Source organism: Vibrio sp. B1REV9 (assembly GCF_905175395.2).
GTDB classification, from domain to species: domain Bacteria; phylum Pseudomonadota; class Gammaproteobacteria; order Enterobacterales; family Vibrionaceae; genus Vibrio; species Vibrio alfacsensis.
In genome coordinates this window covers 1,666,294-1,682,271 of sequence record NZ_HG992745.1, presented here as the reverse complement: position 1 = coordinate 1,682,271, position 15,978 = coordinate 1,666,294, and the positions used below count along the sequence as shown (strand labels likewise).

At 43.2% G+C, this 15,978-nt stretch carries 17 protein-coding genes; 10 read left to right on the top strand and 7 right to left on the bottom strand.

The annotated features are described in order from the left end of the window. Positions 1–127: 127 nt before the first annotated feature. The 3 genes from torA to torE are packed head-to-tail and all read right to left on the bottom strand — an operon-like array spanning position 128 to position 4,031. Positions 128–2,590 carry a trimethylamine-N-oxide reductase TorA gene (gene torA / locus KHN78_RS13270; RefSeq protein WP_211916378.1) on the bottom strand — a complete coding sequence of 821 codons (2,463 nt, stop codon included), beginning with the start codon at positions 2,588–2,590 and terminating at the stop codon, positions 128–130. 26 nt (positions 2,591–2,616) lie between these two features. After that, a complete protein-coding gene (gene torC, locus KHN78_RS13265) occupies positions 2,617–3,801 on the bottom strand; it encodes a pentaheme c-type cytochrome TorC (protein ID WP_211916377.1) in 1,185 nt (394 codons plus the stop codon). Between the two features lie 50 nt (positions 3,802–3,851). Then, positions 3,852–4,031 (bottom strand): trimethylamine N-oxide reductase system protein TorE, encoded by a 180-nt coding sequence (gene torE, locus KHN78_RS13260; protein ID WP_005450728.1) that lies wholly within the window; start codon positions 4,029–4,031, stop codon positions 3,852–3,854. Between the two features lie 462 nt (positions 4,032–4,493). Between torE and KHN78_RS13255 the strand changes: the two genes are divergently transcribed. Together KHN78_RS13255 and KHN78_RS13250 are read left to right on the top strand one after the other, a co-directional pair. Beyond that, positions 4,494–5,306, top strand: a complete 813-nt coding sequence (locus KHN78_RS13255; protein ID WP_211916376.1) for an ABC transporter permease — start codon at positions 4,494–4,496, stop codon at positions 5,304–5,306. A gap of 230 nt (positions 5,307–5,536) precedes the next feature. Beyond that, positions 5,537–5,674 (top strand): hypothetical protein, encoded by a 138-nt coding sequence (locus KHN78_RS13250; protein WP_211916375.1) that lies wholly within the window; start codon positions 5,537–5,539, stop codon positions 5,672–5,674. A 157-nt stretch (positions 5,675–5,831) separates the two neighbouring features. Here the strand turns inward: KHN78_RS13250 and focA are convergent, their stop codons facing one another. Beyond that, positions 5,832–6,692 carry a formate transporter FocA gene (focA, locus tag KHN78_RS13245; RefSeq protein ID WP_128810647.1) on the bottom strand — a complete coding sequence of 287 codons (861 nt, stop codon included), beginning with the start codon at positions 6,690–6,692 and terminating at the stop codon, positions 5,832–5,834. 431 nt (positions 6,693–7,123) lie between these two features. Here focA and KHN78_RS13240 point away from each other — a divergent pair, with 431 nt between their 5' ends. Beyond that, positions 7,124–7,357, top strand: coding sequence for a TIGR02647 family protein (locus KHN78_RS13240; protein ID WP_128810646.1), 234 nt, complete (start codon positions 7,124–7,126; stop codon positions 7,355–7,357). Positions 7,358–7,487: 130 nt separating this feature from the next. On the opposite strand, the gene KHN78_RS13235 is transcribed toward KHN78_RS13240, so the two are convergent. Beyond that, complete coding sequence (locus KHN78_RS13235) at positions 7,488–7,910, bottom strand: PACE efflux transporter (RefSeq protein ID WP_128810645.1); 423 nt, start codon at positions 7,908–7,910, stop codon at positions 7,488–7,490. A gap of 88 nt (positions 7,911–7,998) precedes the next feature. Here KHN78_RS13235 and KHN78_RS13230 point away from each other — a divergent pair, with 88 nt between their 5' ends. Genes KHN78_RS13230 through KHN78_RS13220 form a run of 3 tightly spaced genes read left to right on the top strand, consistent with a single transcriptional unit; the run spans position 7,999 to position 10,362 of the window. Continuing rightward, positions 7,999–8,871, top strand: coding sequence for a LysR family transcriptional regulator (locus tag KHN78_RS13230; protein WP_211916374.1), 873 nt, complete (start codon positions 7,999–8,001; stop codon positions 8,869–8,871). A 28-nt stretch (positions 8,872–8,899) separates the two neighbouring features. Then, positions 8,900–9,727 (top strand): NAD(P)H-binding protein, encoded by an 828-nt coding sequence (locus KHN78_RS13225; protein WP_211916373.1) that lies wholly within the window; start codon positions 8,900–8,902, stop codon positions 9,725–9,727. After that, positions 9,724–10,362: a YdcF family protein gene (locus KHN78_RS13220; RefSeq protein WP_211916372.1), complete on the top strand. Its 639-nt coding sequence runs from the start codon at positions 9,724–9,726 to the stop codon at positions 10,360–10,362. The genes KHN78_RS13225 and KHN78_RS13220 overlap by 4 nt, the downstream gene beginning before the upstream one ends. A 173-nt stretch (positions 10,363–10,535) precedes the next feature. Here the strand turns inward: KHN78_RS13220 and KHN78_RS13215 are convergent, their stop codons facing one another. Together KHN78_RS13215 and cysS are read right to left on the bottom strand one after the other, a co-directional pair. Further along, positions 10,536–11,114 carry a thymidine kinase gene (locus tag KHN78_RS13215; RefSeq protein ID WP_211916371.1) on the bottom strand — a complete coding sequence of 193 codons (579 nt, stop codon included), beginning with the start codon at positions 11,112–11,114 and terminating at the stop codon, positions 10,536–10,538. An 87-nt stretch (positions 11,115–11,201) separates the two neighbouring features. Further along, positions 11,202–12,584: a cysteine--tRNA ligase gene (gene cysS, locus KHN78_RS13210; protein ID WP_211916370.1), complete on the bottom strand. Its 1,383-nt coding sequence runs from the start codon at positions 12,582–12,584 to the stop codon at positions 11,202–11,204. Positions 12,585–12,788: 204 nt separating this feature from the next. Here cysS and KHN78_RS13205 point away from each other — a divergent pair, with 204 nt between their 5' ends. The 4 genes from KHN78_RS13205 to KHN78_RS13190 all read left to right on the top strand — a co-directional run bounded on the left by KHN78_RS13205 (position 12,789) and on the right by KHN78_RS13190 (position 15,964). Further along, entirely contained in the window at positions 12,789–13,283 is a 495-nt protein-coding gene (locus tag KHN78_RS13205; RefSeq protein WP_128810641.1) for a peptidylprolyl isomerase, read from the top strand. Positions 13,284–13,344: 61 nt separating this feature from the next. Continuing rightward, on the top strand, positions 13,345–14,082 hold the full coding sequence (gene lpxH, locus KHN78_RS13200; protein ID WP_128810640.1) for a UDP-2,3-diacylglucosamine diphosphatase: 738 nt from the start codon (positions 13,345–13,347) through the stop codon (positions 14,080–14,082). A gap of 100 nt (positions 14,083–14,182) precedes the next feature. Further along, positions 14,183–15,397 (top strand): EAL and HDOD domain-containing protein, encoded by a 1,215-nt coding sequence (locus tag KHN78_RS13195; RefSeq protein WP_211916369.1) that lies wholly within the window; start codon positions 14,183–14,185, stop codon positions 15,395–15,397. 51 nt (positions 15,398–15,448) lie between these two features. Then, the gene (locus KHN78_RS13190; RefSeq protein ID WP_211916368.1) at positions 15,449–15,964 is read left to right on the top strand and encodes a YchJ family protein; all 516 of its coding nucleotides are present in this window, start codon (positions 15,449–15,451) and stop codon (positions 15,962–15,964) included. Positions 15,965–15,978: the final 14 nt, after the last annotated feature.

Genomic DNA, 15,978 nt, shown 5'->3' with positions numbered 1-15,978 from the left:
CAGCGTCACGAAACCACATCCAGCTCAACTAAATAAAATGAGCATTGAGAGAATGCTCACTGAAATTTTGGTCAAAAAAAATACCAGCCTGAGGGCTGGTATTTGATTTAAAGCTTAGTATGCCTAATTAAGCAACTTCGATTGGACCACCGAATGAAGTCACTGGTGGAACTTTACCAGTGAATTTCTCAAAGTCTACGATACATGTGTTCGCAGAAGTCGCCTGTGCTAGCTCAGAAGAACCGATATCTTGAGTTAGTGTGTTAGGATCACCGAAAGTACAGATTGCACCTACTTTCTCGTTTAGAGGACCATACCACGCACCTTCTTCGATACGCACAACACCACGTGGGTAGCTGTCAGTAAGCACAGCACCAGCAAGAAGTTGACCACGGTCGTTAAATACGCGAACTAAGTCACCATCTTTGATGCCTTTTTCTTTAGCATCTAGCGGGTTGATGTAAACAGGCTCACGACCTTGAACCGTGTAAGTTGCACGGAAGTCATCAGATTCACACATCTGTGAGTGCAGACGCTTGTCTGGGTGGCAAGACTGTAGCCAGTACGGGTGTTTATCTGAGCCAGGACCACCGTGTGAACGTTCTGATTTTTCGAACCACATTGGGTGTTCTTGACAGTGTTCGTAACCGTAACGGCCGATCTTACGAGAAGTAATCTCGATAAAACCAGAAGGTGTACCCAGTGGGTTGATTTCTGGATCTTGACGGAAGTCAGCGTGACGAACCCAAGGTTTACCTTCACCGAAGTCTAGTACGCTCTGTTCCCAGAACTCTGCGAATTCTGGCATTTCGAACTTACCTTCGTTCGCTTTCTTACAATCGTTGTAAAGGCTTTGGATCCATTCCATCTCGCTCATGCCACGAGTGTACTCGTCGCGACGACCAAAGCGTTGAGTCAGTTCACTCATGATTTGGAAGTCTGGCTTAGATTGGAACAATGGGTCCACTAGGCGATGCATAGCAATCAGACCTTTGTTCGAGTAAGAACCGTATACGTCGATATCGTTACGTTCCCACTGAGTACATGCTGGAAGCACGATATCAGAGAAACGACACGTTGCCGTCCAAGCGAACTCAATCGTTACTACTGTTTGTAGCTTCTGGAATGCTCGCTTCATACGGTTACGATCTTGGTGGTGGTGCCATGGGTTACAACCCGAGATCACCATCATCTTGAAGTCTGGAAGCTTAACTTTACCACCGTTGTAGTTGATCTCTTTGCCTGGTTCTAGCAGACAGTCGATCCAACGAGCAACAGGGATAGTACGGCTGTAGCCGTTAAAGTCATTGTTGTCCCACTTCGGCTTCATACCTGTATCTAGGTTACGAGGGAAACCACCAGGGCCCGCGAAACCAGTTGAAGGTACACCGATACTTGAGTAGTGGTGACCGTAAGAGATACCACCGCCAGGTAGACCGATTTGACCAACCATTGCTGCAACTACTGCTGCTGCCCAGTATGGCTGCTCACCGTGCTCTTGACGTTGGATACACCAACCCATAAGGATCTGTGTACGACCGTTCACTAGCATGCGTGCGAATTCACGAATCTTGTCCGCTTTCACGCCACAGATAGGTGCAGCCCACTCAGGTGTCTTAACAACTTTATCTTTCGTTTCACCTTGAACGTACTTGATGAAATCTTCGAAACCTAGACAGTAAGTTTCAATGAACTTCTTGTCGTACAGGTCTTCGTTGTACAGCACGTGCGCGACAGCAAGCATGAATGCTACGTCTGTTAGCGGGTTAATATATAGGTGATCGTTCTCTAGGTAACGTTGAGTCTTGTTCTTAACTGGGTCTACAGAAAGAACATTGATCTCGCCTTTCGCTACTTTTTCCTTCAACTGCGCTAGGTAGTTGAAAGATTCGTGCGTTTCACAGTTCCAACCTACTTGTAGGTTTTTCACTGGGTCGTTTGCCCAAAGAATGATGTTGTCTGAGTTCTCTAGAATTTCTGACCAAGACGTACCTTGTGCATAAACTTCTGTTGAACCAAGTACGTAAGGCATGATGGTTTGACCTGCACCCGTCGAGTAGTCACCTACTTTAGTGATGAAGTTACCGTGCATACCTACAGCACGTTGCATGTGTGCCGTACAGTTGTTGAACGCACCAGTTTGGTTCCAACCAGTTTGACCCGCGTGCAGAGCCCATGGACCGTATTCTTTCTGAACACGCTCTAGCTCACGGTAGAACAGGTCTAGAGCTTCATCCCAAGTTACACGGATGAAACGGTTGTTACCGCGCGTCTCAGCGCTGTATTTGTGCTTCTTCAACCAATCTAGACGAACCATTGGGTAACGAACACGTGATGGGCTGTAGATGATGCCCTTGATGCCGTTCAACATGTCTGTTGGGTTCTTGTCAAGTTCTAGCGGTTTGATCTCTTGAACTTTACCCGCGTAGATGTGGGCGCGAAACGCGCCCCAGTGTGAACCTGTTACTTTCCAAGTACCAGTAGACTCAGCTGCGCTTGCAGATGCTGAAGCCAATAAGCTTGGACCGATAACTGACGCTGCACTTGTGGTTGCTACACCTTTAAGAAAACTTCTTCGTGTAATAGCCATTTATAATTACTCCAATCCGACGCTTATTAGTGGTGACCTTCAGCGAAATCTGAAGAGTGCATTTGTAGATACTTCAGAATCAATGCTTCGCTGTCTGTGTCTAGGTTAACGAATGCAAGCATACCGTCAAACATACCTGGCCAAGTGTTCGCATCAAAGTGCGCTTCAGCAGGTTGCGTGTGACATACTGAACAGTTAGTTTTGTATGCTTCAGCTGATTTTTCCCATACAGGCGTGATGTCGTTTAGCATAGACTCTTTCTTGATCCATACTTTCGCTGCCACTTTTTCCCATGGAAGACCAGTTAGTTCGTCAACTTTCTTCTCACCAGCAGTCACAACATTGCTGTCTGTTGATGCTTCCTTAAGAAGAGATGCCACTGCGATGTTCTTACCAAAATCAGCCTGGATTACACGACCAAAGCCTTTCGCTTTACGCCAGCCGTCAATTTCGATTTCTGCGTAGTCGCCTTTGTCTGCAATCACTTTTACGCTAGACGCTGGGTTAAGAAGACCCGCTTCTTTCTCGCCTTTATCGTCGAAGTAGATTGGTAGGTGACGAACACTCACAAGTGTTTGACCAACATCATAATTGGTGTTTGAAGCAAGCGCTTCTAGGTCGCCAACAATACCGCCGATGCTATCCATACCAGCTGGTAGGTTGTGCGCGATACCTTTGTGACAGTCAACACAGCTCTGATCTTTTTCCGCTGCTTGTTTCATTTGGATACGAGCTGTTGGAGACATTTGCTCGAAATCCATAGAGTCGTAGTTGTGACAGTTTTTACACTCTAGAGATTTGTTTGCAGAGAAACGATCCCATTCGTGTTTAGCAAGCTCGATACGGCGCTCTTCGAAAACACCAGGTTCATCGTAGTTACCAAATACTTGTGCAAATACTTCTTTAGATGCTTGCATTTTACGAGCGATCTTATCTGTCCAGTTATGTGGAACGTGACAGTCAGGACAAGTAGCACGAACACCAGAGTGGTTTTTCCAGTGAACTGTATCTTGTAATTCGACGTAAACATTGTCGCGCATTGTATGACAGCTGATACAGAATTCTTCTGTGTTTGTTGCTTCTAGTGCAGTGTTAAAACCGCCCCAGAAAATAACGCCAGCGATGAAACCGCCCATAGTCAGCACACCAAGGCTGATATGAACTGCCGGGCGCGTCATTGTGCGCCACAGTTTAATAATCAATGATTTCATTATTTGCTCTCTTAAAATCTTTTCAAAAGTGTGGTTGTGAGCTCACTGGCTTACATGCCATGCGCACCAGGAGGACCAAAGAAGAACACTTGAAGTGCCCAAACAATAAATCCGTAGCCACCTACGAAAGCCACACTCAGAATTGGGAAGAGAACAACTGCAATGAAGAGGAAAGATTTCCACTCCAGTGAGCGTTTTTCACCACTCTCAATTTTGTTAACATCACTCATACATTTGCCTATTTTGTATCTAGTGTTATTGAATAGCCTGTATTACCAAGCTTAAGTTTTTACAATCTCTATTAGAAAATGTTAGACCATACTAACGGTAAGGTTCAATTAATTCCGCCGCTTCAGACGTTGTTATTCCACACTTTTTTGAGCTCATCCAAACTTGTGTTTGATTGCTAGTTTTTATTAACAAATATTAATAGATGTATAAAAATAAGTCTTTTGCGAAGTTGTAAATCATACAACAAAACATCAACACATTTCACATTTTATTGGGTTTTTTCGTGCCACTAAATTGTTTATTTTTCGACTAAATACAGCGTATTGTGAACTAATTGTTAAGCAAATGCACAAAAATGTCAGTTCTTTACCCGACTTAAGATTGGCGGAAAGTTAGACTCTATCGTTCATAAAATGAACGCAATTCGTTAGAATCATCCTGACAATTTCAGGAGTAAATACATGAATCAAGTTGTAGATATTAATTGGTTAGATTTGGCGATATTTAGCTTGATTCTCTGCATACCATTATTCATCAACATGCATTACAAACTTGGACTTGCCAAAGATTCCGTTGTCAGTGTTATTCGGATGACAATCCAACTGTTTTTGGTGGGTCTCTATCTTGAATATTTGTTCCAACTAAACAGTTTTATGATCAACGTAGCGTGGCTTGTCATCATGATTGTTGTTGGTGCGAGCGCTATCGTCAACAAAGCGAACTTACCCCAAAATGCGCTCATACTCCCCCTTATCGCAGGGCTCACATGCAGCCTATTTCCACTACTTGCTGCTATTTCATTTGGTCTAGTCAAGCCGCAACCATTTTATAACGCGCAGTACATGATCCCATTGGCCGGCATGCTACTTGGTAATAGTCTGAGCAGTAATATCGTCGCACTACAAAACCTGTTTACCGCATTCGAACAAAGAAAACCCGAATACGAAGCTGCGATCTCTCTTGGTGCTTCTCCTAAATACGCCTCATTTCCGTTTGTTCAAGAAGCACTGCGTAAATCCTTAGCTCCTATCCTTGCATCCATGGCTACAACCGGATTAGTCACCTTACCCGGCATGATGACAGGGCAAATTCTCGGTGGCGCGAGTCCAATGATCGCAATCAAATATCAGCTCGTCATTATGCTGGCGATTTTTGTTATGCTTAGTGTGTCTGTTGCGTTGACTTTAGAATTGACTTTACGCTGTGTACAAACAAAAGAAGGGCGTATTACCGTCAAATTTACCCCGGAAAAACGTTCAAAAAACACCCAATAAAAGAACTCGTAAGCACTTAATTTTGTGTAATTTTTTTTGCCCTAAAAGATACTCACGATCTTTGAGCTAGGTTATCCACAGAAAATGTGGATAACCTCCAAAAGCGATAAGCAACAAGCACCATAAGCTCGTCACCTTAAGACTCACCAACACTTAAAATGGTCATATCTTATTCATCCTTTTGACACAACCTTGCCCTAGAGTGTTTTCAAGAATTAATTGTGCTTGGTATGGATATGTTAACTATGCAAGAGAAATGTGACGACGTTGTCGTAGAGAACCCGTTAAATTGGTTAATGGAAGAGCCCAAAGAAGTGACGTCACTTTGGCAACCAAGTGAGTTAAAGGCTAACGAAGAGTTACTGTGACCCACCAAAACTCATTCACAGTAGGTGAAAAGTACAACGTGATAGCAAGTTAGTGCGGTCGTCTCTTTCCCACGAACACCTCTTTCCCACAAGCAACAATGAACTCACTGATTTTTCGATATAAAAAAGGCAAGCCCTTAAGCTTGCCTCTACCGCATTATTTCAAATGCTTGTCTTCATCACGAAGGTAAATCATCCAGTACCACATACCAACAAACACACCGCCACCGATGATGTTGCCAATAGTTACAGGGATTAGGTTATTCACAATAAAGCCAATCATATTCAGGTCTGCATAATCTGCAATATTAGCCCCAGTCATTTGCCAAAATGATTCCGGTGCGAAGTATTTAATACCGATAGCCATAGGCACTTGGAACATGTTCGCAATACAGTGCTCAAAACCTGCAGATACAAACATCGCCACAGGAAGAATCATTACTGCGATTTTGTCTGTTAACGTGCGGCCGCTAAATGTCATCCAGACCGCAATACACACGAGTACGTTACACATAATGCCAAGTGCGACCGCTTGGAAAAAACCGTGATGCAATTTATGTTGTGAAATCGCCATGGCATTTAAGCCCACCTGGCCGCCATCAAACATATATTGTTTGGTCACCAACATACACCCTACTAGCAGAACTGCACCAACTAGGTTACCAAAGTAAACAACAAACCAGTTTTTAACTAACGCTTTCCATGAAATCTTACCACTTGCTCTCGCAACAAGCGTCAAGACCGAGCTTGTAAACAGCTCACCGCCAGTAACCACAACAAGAATAAGACCCAAGCTAAATGCCAAGCCACCAATCAAACGAGTAATACCCCAAGGGATGTCACCGGCGCCTGTTGTCACCGTGGTATAAAAGATGAAAGCGATACCAATATGAATACCTGCTGAGATAGCCAGCAAGAAAGACTTCATTGGCGCTTTAGTCGCCTTGCCAACACCAACTTCAGCCGCACGTTCAGCAGCCTGAGGTGGTAAGAGTGAATCAAACTGATTGAAGTTCATAAAAGTGTAACAATTGGAAACAATTAAGGAGGCGCGGATAATCGCTCCATTTCCTGACTTTTTCAAGGGCTAATTTTAATGTTTACAAAAAATGTTGGTGGTGAGAACTCAATCAATAAAAAATAACTATAATTTCGGCCTCCTCTCATCACCAAATAGTGCTAGTTAGTAAATTTCGATCTGAACCGTTCTGTAGACAATTCGCACTCATCCTGCCTCATGTTGACAACCCTGTCGTGCGCTAAGCCTATTATTCCTTTTTTCAGCATTGGTTCTCCGCCCCTATTATTGCGTTTCAAACGTTTACTATCGAACAAAGTTTCTGCGGAACAGCACTGTGATAGCGCGGTAGTTAACACTTCTCGCGATTTTGTATTGCCCTACCTCTGTTTTCCGACTAGCTTGGATAAAAAAGTGCAAAGGAATTATCTATGAAATTTTCAGCTGACCATATCGCAGAACTGAACCTACTTCTTCAATTTGATTTAAGCAGTGCAGCTACTGGTATTAAGGTTCATACAGACGCATCACAAGAGATGCAAGCAGCGGTCACTCGCCTTTATGCAAAAAGTCTATGCACACAACCCGATGGCGGATATTTAACCGATGAAGGCATTGAGATCGCAGAACATGCCGACAAGATTCTTCGTGTTCTTTCTGCTTGATAGTATCCCAGCATAACAATCATTGTCGGAATACTGCATCGTTCTCGTAATGATAAAGCCCCCAAAGAAATTTTTCTTTGGGGGCTTTTTAAAATCCACTTGGTCAATGTGCCAATATCAATCACTTATATTAAGCCATTAAGTTTCTCATTTTCCCAAATGGTTGCAGTTTGTCATATGCCCAGTTAAACCCTGTAGCATAGAACAAGAAAAAGACTAAGAACCCAGCTTCCAGTGCAAGTGCTTGCAACAACGTGATTTGCAGGAACCATGCAATCACTGGAATCGTAATGAAGATTAAGCCACCTTCAAAACCAATGGTATGTCCAATTCGCATTCCTAAACTTCGTTCTTCACGATTAGACCCAAACCATCTATCAAAGTACAAGTTGTAGATGTAATTCCACACGACGGTGTACAAGCTCAACCCAATACCAACGACAGCTAAATCACTCGAACCTTTCCCTGTAATTAGAGATGTAACAGGTATGATGATTGCCAAAGCGATCAGTTCAAATAGGATTGCGTGAAAGATACGTTCGTTACGAGTCATGATTTTTACCTAAATAGCTCTACTCAATAGCCACCATTTTATCTATCATTAAGATAAGTAAAAGTTAGATACCATCGGTTTAAACGATATGTTTACGATTGAACAATTACAAGCGTTTGTGGCCACGTCCGAGGCAGGTTCATTTTCTGCTGCGGCTCGACAATTGGGCAAAGCACAATCAGTGATTAGCCAGCACATCATGAATATGGAACTCGATTGCGGCGTTGATCTATTTGACCGATCTGGCCGCTATCCAAAATTAACGACACAAGGCCAAGAGCTCGTTCCCTATGCGCTCGCAACACTCAGTCAGCTTGATCGGTTAAACAACAAAGCCGCTCAGCTATTTTCACCATCAGAGACTAAACTTGTCCTCGCAGTTGACGAGGGGATCCCCTTAACGGGTTTGCCTCAAGTTCTTAAAAATTTAGAGCTTAAATTCCCTGACCTTCAAGTGGAGTGCCTCACAGCCTCAAGCCCAGACATCATTGACTTAGTCAACACAGAACGCGCGACAACAGGTATCATTCTCAGCGACTTACAAACACCAAGGAACATTGATTTTTCAAATTTGGGTCATATTGGGTTTGATGTCTATGTCTCTGTAGATCATCCACTTGCTAACCAAAAAGTCAGTCATATTGATGAACTGAAACAACATCGTCAGCTTGTTATTCGTTCAAAAAATAAATACGTCAGCGGCCTGAATCAGGCCGTGAGCCCCGACATCTGGTACGCTGACAACTACTTTATTTTATCAGAACTAGCGAATAATGGGTTTGGGTGGACGTTCCTTCCCGAACACTTGGTCTCGCATGCACCTAACACACTTGTAAAAATTAACGACGAATTTACAAAACTAGCATGGCAGGTCAATATAGATTTAATACAACATCAAAAATGGCATACCGACCCTTTGCACCAACAAGTCAGAGTAGAATTACAAACTCTATTTAAATAACACGTAGAAACTTACGGTAGGAAAACAGATGGCAAATACATTGATCGTAGGCGCAGGTTGGCTTGGAATGCCGCTAGCGCAAGCTCTCGTTAAGCAAGGTCACCAAGTCACGATTACACGCCGCTCACAAGCGAGACTGGATGAATGTTCTCTTGCATCGGTCAACACTGCGCTACTTGATCTTGATACAGCTGATTCCGTTCAACAATTGGCAGAACTGATCAAACAACACCATATCGAACGTGTTGTGGGCGCTTTCCCTCCTGGCTTTCGTAAAGGTAATGGCCAGGAATATGCGCAACAATGGTGTCAATTAGTTGAAGCGGCAAAACAAACTGACATCCAAAAACTCTTGATGGTAAGTTCAACGACCGTTTACCCAAATCGAGCGGTCGAAATGATAGAAGCAGATGCAACATTGGAATTAGCACAGAATGATACCAATTTTTCTGAGAATGCCCGCATCATGCTTCAAGCAGAACAACACGTAATTGATTCTGGCATTAACTATGTCATCGTACGATGCAGTGGTCTTATCGGCTCTGACCGCCATCCATCTCGCTTTGCCATGCGCCTTAAACAAGTCAGCAGCAATGCGCCAGCGAATATGTTGCATCAAGACGACGCAGTGGCAGCGACGGCTTTCGCTCTCAATAACATCGACAATGACGTCGTGAATGCCACGACACCCACTACCGTCAGCAAAGCCGAATTTTACCAAGCGGCAATTTCAAAAAATAATTTAGATATTTCCCTACCGCCAATCACAGATACGCCAGATAAGCGTATTCTCGCAGACAAGCTCATCAAGCTTGGTTACCAATTTCAGTTTAAATCAACATTGGATGCACTATGAAGCTTTATCAACATATCGAAACGTTGTGGGACTACATGCAACTCAAGCATGTTTTAAAGCCCGCCGAATGCTTATTTGTCATGTGCAGTAATGACCTACGCGTTGCCGAGTATGCCGCTAAACTTTACCATCAAAATCTGGCGAAATTGATTGTATTCTCCGGTGGAGAGGGGCGCTTTACAGACGGGTTATTTGAGAAAAGCGAAACTGAAACGTTTGCAGAAATAGCAAGGATCGCGGGGGTACCAAATGAAGCAATTTTGGTCGAAACACGTTCGAGCAACAGTGGTGAAAACGTTCGTTTTACCGAGCAATTGTTGAAAGAGAAAAGGATTCATTGTGAATCTCTGATTTTAGTTCAGAAGCCATTTATGGAGCGACGTGCCATTGCAACGTTTGAAAAACAATGGCAATCCCCTTATTCACAACTTCAGGTCACATCCACTGCCCATCCTTTCTTTGAGTACATCAATGAAGAAATGCCACTGATGATGGTGCTAGAAGCTTTGATGGAAGATTTTTCTCGTGTAAAAACCTACCCTGAAAAAGGTTTTCAAACCGAGCAAGAAATTCCTGCTCATGTTGAATCCTCTTACCAAGCGCTGCAAGAAAAATTTGGATTTGGTCAAGTGTGATGCCAATCTTCGTAATTAACTTTAATCGTAGTAAATAACTGTAATCGTGGTAAATAACTGTAATCGTAGTAAATACCTGGCCGTTCTAGCTTGTTAGAATTCCACGCATAGTACTCAACTATCACGCAATAAAAAGCCACCTAATTCGGTGGCTCTTTCATCTCTAAATCCGTTTATTTGCCAAGTGCTTCTTTGTAATGCTGGCGACAAACGGATACATAACGATCGTTGCCACCGATTGCAACTTGGTCACCCTCTCGGATTGCCACACCGTGTTCGTCAGTACGAATTACCATGTTTGCCTTACGACCACAGTGACAAATAGTCTTCAGCTCAACCAGTTTATCTGCCCAAGATAGCAAGTACTTGCTGCCCTCAAAAAGTTCGCCTAGAAAATCAGTACGAAGGCCATAGCAAAGTACAGGAATATGGAGTTTATCGACCACTTCTGTTAATTGATACACTTGCTCTTTTGATAAGAACTGGCACTCATCAACCAAAATACAGTGGCGCTTTTCTATTTCATTCAGTGCTGCAATTTCTTGATACAGGTTAGTATCTTGACGGAACAGCTGCGCGTCTGATTGCAAACCGATACGAGAGCTCACTTTTCCTATACCGTAGCGATCGTCTAGCGCAGCAGTAAAAATCACTGGCGTCATACCGCGTTCTTGATAGTTAAATGAAGATTGAAGAAGAGTTGTCGATTTACCCGCGTTCATTGCCGAGTAATAGAAATACATCTGAGCCACAGAGCACTACCTTCGTTAGAGTTTAGAATTTATACAAGCCTGTAAAGAAAAGGGCTGAATCATCAGCCCCTTTTTAAGATTCAATCGTTATTTACGACGCCACGTTGTGCCTTCAGGACCATCTTCAAGGACGATCCCCATTTCAGTCAACTTATCACGTGCCATGTCTGCGTTTGCCCAGTCTTTTGATGCACGTGAGTCGTTACGCAGTTTAATGAGCGCTTCGATCTCAGCAACTTCATCATCGTTACCTGCATCGCCTTTTAGAAACGCTTCTGGATCTTGATGTAAAATACCAATCACGTCCGCTAACTCACGCATTAATGCACCTAGTTCACTCGCTTTTTCTACGTTTTCTGTTTTCAGACGGTTTACTTCTCGCGCCATATCAAACAGCACAGAGTATGCTTCTGGAGTGTTGAAGTCATCGTTCATCGCCGCAGTGAAGCGAGTTACGTACTCTTCACCACCAGCAGGTGCCGCGTTTAGATCTAGACCACGTAGAGACGTATACAAACGCTCAAGGGACGCACGAGCTTGGTTTAGGTTATCTTCACTGTAGTTTAACTGGCTACGGTAGTGACCAGACATTAGGAAGTAGCGAACCGTCTCAGCATCGTAGTGACCAAGAACATCACGGATAGTAAAGAAGTTGCCTAGTGATTTAGACATTTTCTCACGGTCTACCATCACCATTCCACTGTGCATCCATGTGTTCACGTATTGTGTGTCGTGTGCACAGCATGATTGCGCGATTTCATTCTCGTGGTGTGGGAACTGAAGATCAGAGCCACCGCCGTGAATATCAAAGTGGTTACCTAAAATTGAAGAGTTCATCGCAGAACACTCAATGTGCCAACCTGGACGACCAGCACCCCATGGTGATTCCCACGTTGGCTCACCAGGCTTAGACATCTTCCAAAGTACGAAATCTAGAGGGCTGCGTTTTGCGGTTTCGATATCAACACGCGCACCCGCTTGAAGCTGATCAAGGTCTTGCTTAGAAAGCTTGCCGTACTCATCAAATTTACCCACTTCAAACATAACGTCGCCGTTATCTGCAACGTAAGCGAAACCACGTTCAATTAGTTTTTCAACTAATTCGATGATTTCCGCAATGAACTGCGTTGCACGAGGTTCAACATCTGGGCGTTTCATATTCAGAGCATCAAAGTCTGCATGCATTTCGCCAATCAAACGTTCAGTCAGAGAATCACATGATTCACCGTTTTCTGCTGCACGTTTGATGATTTTGTCATCGATATCCGTGATATTACGTACGAATGTTAGATCGTAACCAAGGTAACGTAAGTAGCGAGAAACGACATCGAAAGAAACAAATGTACGACCGTGACCGATATGACAGAGATCGTAGATGGTAACTCCACAGACATACATGCCAACTTTGCCGGCTGTAATTGGTTTGAATTCCTCTTTCTGTCTTGTGAGTGTGTTATATATCTTTAACATGATCTCTATCTATGATTGTGAATGAATAACAAGTAAGCCGAGTATATCAACTCCAACCATATTACGTAATAGCAATTAACGGATAAAACGATAATCGGCTAAACTTCAAGCATAAAACGTTTATTTTCATGATCCTGAGTTTTGCATGCGTTATAACTTAGGCTAGAATCCCAACTTCAATACAACACAGTAAAGGAAAATAGCATGATCACCCTTCACACTAATTTTGGTGACATCAAGATTCAACTAAACGAAGAGAAAGCGCCAGAGACAAGCGCAAACTTCCTTCAGTACTGCCGCGACGGTTTCTACGACAACACTCTTTTCCACCGTGTTATTGATGGCTTCATGATCCAAGGTGGTGGTATGGAGTCTGGTCTACGTGAAAAAACATCACGTGCACCAATCAAGAACGAAGCAAACAACGGCCTAAGCAACAAAGTGGGTACACTTGCTATGGCACGTACAATGGAACCGCACTCAGCAAGCTCTCAGTTCTTCATCAACGTAAACAACAACACTTTCCTAGATTTCCGCAGCGAAAGCCTAGATGGTTGGGGTTACTGTGTATTTGGTGAAGTAGTAGAAGGTATGGACATCGTAAACAAGATCAAAGGCGTGAGCACTGGTTCTTACGGTATGCACCAAGACGTACCGCTAGAAGACGTAATGATCACTGGTACTACAATCGAAGAGTAATTCGTTAGAGTTGCTACACAATAGATAAGTTTGTGGGGAGGCGAAGCCTCCCCTTATTTCTATGACAACATTATTTATATCTGATCTTCACCTCACCCCTACTCGCTCTGATATCACAGAGTGTTTCGTCACGTTTATGCGAACAGAAGCCATTAAAGCTGAAGCGCTTTATGTACTCGGTGATTTGTTCGAATTCTGGGTTGGCGACGATGATAAAACGCCATTTGCCGACCAAATCCGCTCTGAATTCAAAGCCTTAACGGATACAGGTGTTTCCGTATTTTTCATTCAAGGAAATCGAGATTTTCTACTTGGTAAGCGTTTTTGCAAAGAGACAGGCGTCACACTGCTCGATGATGTATGTAAAATCGAACTTTATGGCCAAAATGCCGTTATCTTACATGGTGATACGTTGTGTATTGACGATGTAAAATATCAAGAGTTTCGTAAAACGGTTCATAAACCTTGGCTTCAGTGGTTATTTAATCGCATTCCTTGGTTTATTAAGAAAAGAATTGTTTCCAAAGTTCAGTCGGACATCCGAGATGACAAGCAAATGAAGTCACTCGATATCATGGACGTAAACCAAAAAGAAGTTGAACACGTTTTATCTACAAACAATGTCAACCTAATGATTCACGGCCATACGCATCGTCCTGACATCCATAACTTTGTTATCGATGGGGAACAGAAAACACGTATCGTACTCGGTGACTGGTACACTCAAGGCTCCGTTTTGACGGTCAATCCTAGTGGATTTGATTTACAAATCCGACCTTTTGGAAAAAGTTTGCACTAGAGCAACTTTTACAATTAACAGAATACTGTATATCCCATAGATCTTTTGACAGAAATCGTTATTATCATATTACTAAGTTAATCAGAACCAGTATTACCCATTGAAGTATTCATACGTCGCTCGTCAGCCAATTTTGGATAAACAGAAACTAACCATTGGTTACGAGCTTCTCTTTAGAGACGGCCCCAAAAACACATTTCCAGAAGTTGAACCAGAGCTAGCAACAAGCCGGTTGCTGTCTGACCACTTCTTGTCTATGCATTACAGTACATTGGGCAACAAACTGGGTTTTGTAAACTTCCCATACACGAGTTTAGTCAATTTGGTTCCTACGCTCTTTCCAAAAGACTCATTAGTGGTTGAAGTATTGGAAGATTGCGAACCAACTGACGAACTCCTCGAAGCAATACAGCATCTTAGTGAATCAGGCTACACCATTGCCCTTGATGATTTTATTCCCACTAAAGCATGGAAACGCTTTCTCCCTTACGTTTCAATTATCAAATTCGATATCCGTTCTGTTCCAATTGAAAAAGCCGCGATTTACATTCAGTCACTGTCCCACTTTGATATTCGTTTCTTAGCCGAAAAAGTTGAGACCTATGAGGAATTTGAGAAAGCTATGGATGCGGGCTTTCACCTCTTTCAAGGCTATTTCTTTAGTAAACCTGAAATGATTCAAAAAAAACGACTTACCCCAGGTTTTCTTACTCTAGTTCAGCTGTGTAAAGAAATCGCTGATAAGCCCATTGATTTTAATGAAATTGAACGTTTAATTTCGACTGATGTTACCCTGTCATACAAATTGCTCACTTTCGTCAATTCTGGATATACACTGACAACTAAAATCACGTCATTTAGACAGGCGCTTATCTATCTTGGAGAGGAGCGACTTCGACGCTTCATTTCTTTGGTTGCCATCGCATCTGTCCACGAAGATAAACCGGACTCTCTCTATTCACTGGCCGTACAACGCGCGCGTATGTGTGAGTTACTCTACAGTGAAATGAATATCAATAGCGATCCTGGGCAGGCATTCTTAACAGGTATGTTTTCTCTGTTGGACTCATTGCTTGATCAACCTCTCGCTAATGTGATTGATGATATTCCAGTTAAAGAAGAGATAAAGCTCGCATTGACTAAGCGACAAGGTGTTTTAGGCTGTTTGCTTTCAATGATCATTGCCTACGAGAAAGCCGACTGGGAAACCACAGAAACCTATTGCCGCAAACTGAAACTGACGGAAGCACAGCTAGCAAAGGCCTTTGGTCAATCCACGGCTTGGACTCAAGAACTGCTGTCTCAAACCGCCTAACTCGTTATAATGCGGACTGTCTATATTTCCTAATTTAACGAGATTTCGTTTATGGCTACTTCTTGTCCTTGTGGTTCTAACCACCCCTACCCGCAATGTTGTGAAATTGCACATAAAAATCATGGCGATGTCACCACGCCAGAACAGTTGATGCGCTCCCGCTATAGTGCTCACGTCCTTGGTTTGGTGGATTACGTGGTGAACACGTACCACCCAAGCTGCAACGCAGAAGACCAACGCGAAGACATTGCTCAATCTATCGACAGTGGTTGGGCCAAACTTGAAGTAATAAAAACAGAAGCTGGCACTAACGAAACAGAAGGCTTTGTCGAGTTTAGCGCTTATTTTGATGAAGACGGCAAACGCTACTGCATGACTGAACGCTCTCGCTTTGTGAAAGAAAATGGCCTTTGGTATTACATTGACGGCACATTTCCTGAAGAAGAGCCAGAAGAAGAGCCAGAACAAGACCCGCGTCTTAGCCAGCCAGTGAGCAGCCTAAAGGTTGGTCGTAACGATCCGTGTATCTGCGGAAGCGGTAAGAAATTTAAGAAGTGTTGTGGGTAAGAGAAAGGTTCTAG